Genomic DNA, 1,175 nt, shown 5'->3' on the forward strand with positions numbered 1-1,175 from the left:
TACTTTGCAAGAATGGCAGTCCCTTTTAAGAAGTAACAACGATGAGAGTAAGTGCCTGTGAAACGCCCAACGGGTTGGTTTAAAAGCGATTTATACTGCGTTATTGATTTTAACAATAGAACCACAATTACTTGCAATCAATGCCTTGCCTAAATCGCTTTTAACTCCAACGACGCTCGCATCTTGAGGTGGTTTGGGTATAATGACTGCAGTTAACGTTATCATATGAGTACCCCATGGCGAAGAAAAAAGGCAAGCCTGCTGAAATTGAAGAAGAAATTATCTATATATCAAAAAGTGAGCTAAAGCGCGAAGCGCAAGAGTTTCATCAGTTAGGTGCTGAAATTGCCAAAATGGGGAAAAAACAGCGCGAGCGCTTACCCTTAAATGACGATTTAAAAGCGGCAATGGTTGTTGCAGACAAAATCAGTAACAAAAGTGATGCATATCGTCGTCACTTAAATTACATCGCAAAAACTTTGCGTACCGTTGAGAATATCGAAGAGATCAACGCTATTATCGACATTATGTTGAATAAAAATAATCAAGCCGAAGTGATGATTAAAAAGATTGAGCAATTACGCGATGATTTAATTGCCCAAGGTGATGATTTAGTTAATCAAACCATTGAGCAATACCCGACTATTGATCGTCAAAAGTTACGTCAATTGGTGCGTAATGCGGCAAAAGAAGTAAAAATTGAAAAGCCAGCTAAAGGCTATAAAGAGCTATTTCAATATCTTAAAGAAAGTATCATGCGATAAGCTACATGTAATGTAGTAATGAATTGCCTATATTCAGTCTGGGTAAAAACACCCGCTATTTATAGGCAGTTACCGTTTAGTAAGCAGTAACGCCTCCCTCGCAGCAAATTAAAACCCTGTAAGTATTAAGCTTGCTGACGCACCAACACCACGCCACATTTAAAACGCGGTGGCAAGCCACTCGCCTACAAGTAAGTAATAAACATCAAAGTAAATTTAACACCAAGATAAACCTTAACACCGTAGGCGTTGAGCTTGCTGACGCACAAATACCACGCCACATTTAAAAACGCGGTGGCAAGCCACTCGCCTACAGATAATTAATTAAACATCAAAGTAAATTTAACACCAAGATAAACCTTAACACCGTAGGCGTTAAGCTTGCTGACGCACCAACACCACGCCACATTT

At 39.4% G+C, this 1,175-nt stretch carries 1 protein-coding gene; it reads left to right on the forward strand.

The window, feature by feature from the left end:
* The first annotated feature begins 236 nt into the window (after positions 1 to 236).
* A complete protein-coding gene (gene yjgA / locus H5232_RS19750; RefSeq protein ID WP_145236713.1) occupies positions 237 to 764 on the forward strand; it encodes a ribosome biogenesis factor YjgA in 528 nt (175 codons plus the stop codon).
* The last annotated feature ends 411 nt before the right edge of the window (positions 765 to 1,175 follow it).

This window comes from Pseudoalteromonas sp. SG41-5, assembly GCF_014164495.1.
GTDB classification, from domain to species: Bacteria; Pseudomonadota; Gammaproteobacteria; order Enterobacterales; family Alteromonadaceae; genus Pseudoalteromonas; species Pseudoalteromonas rhizosphaerae.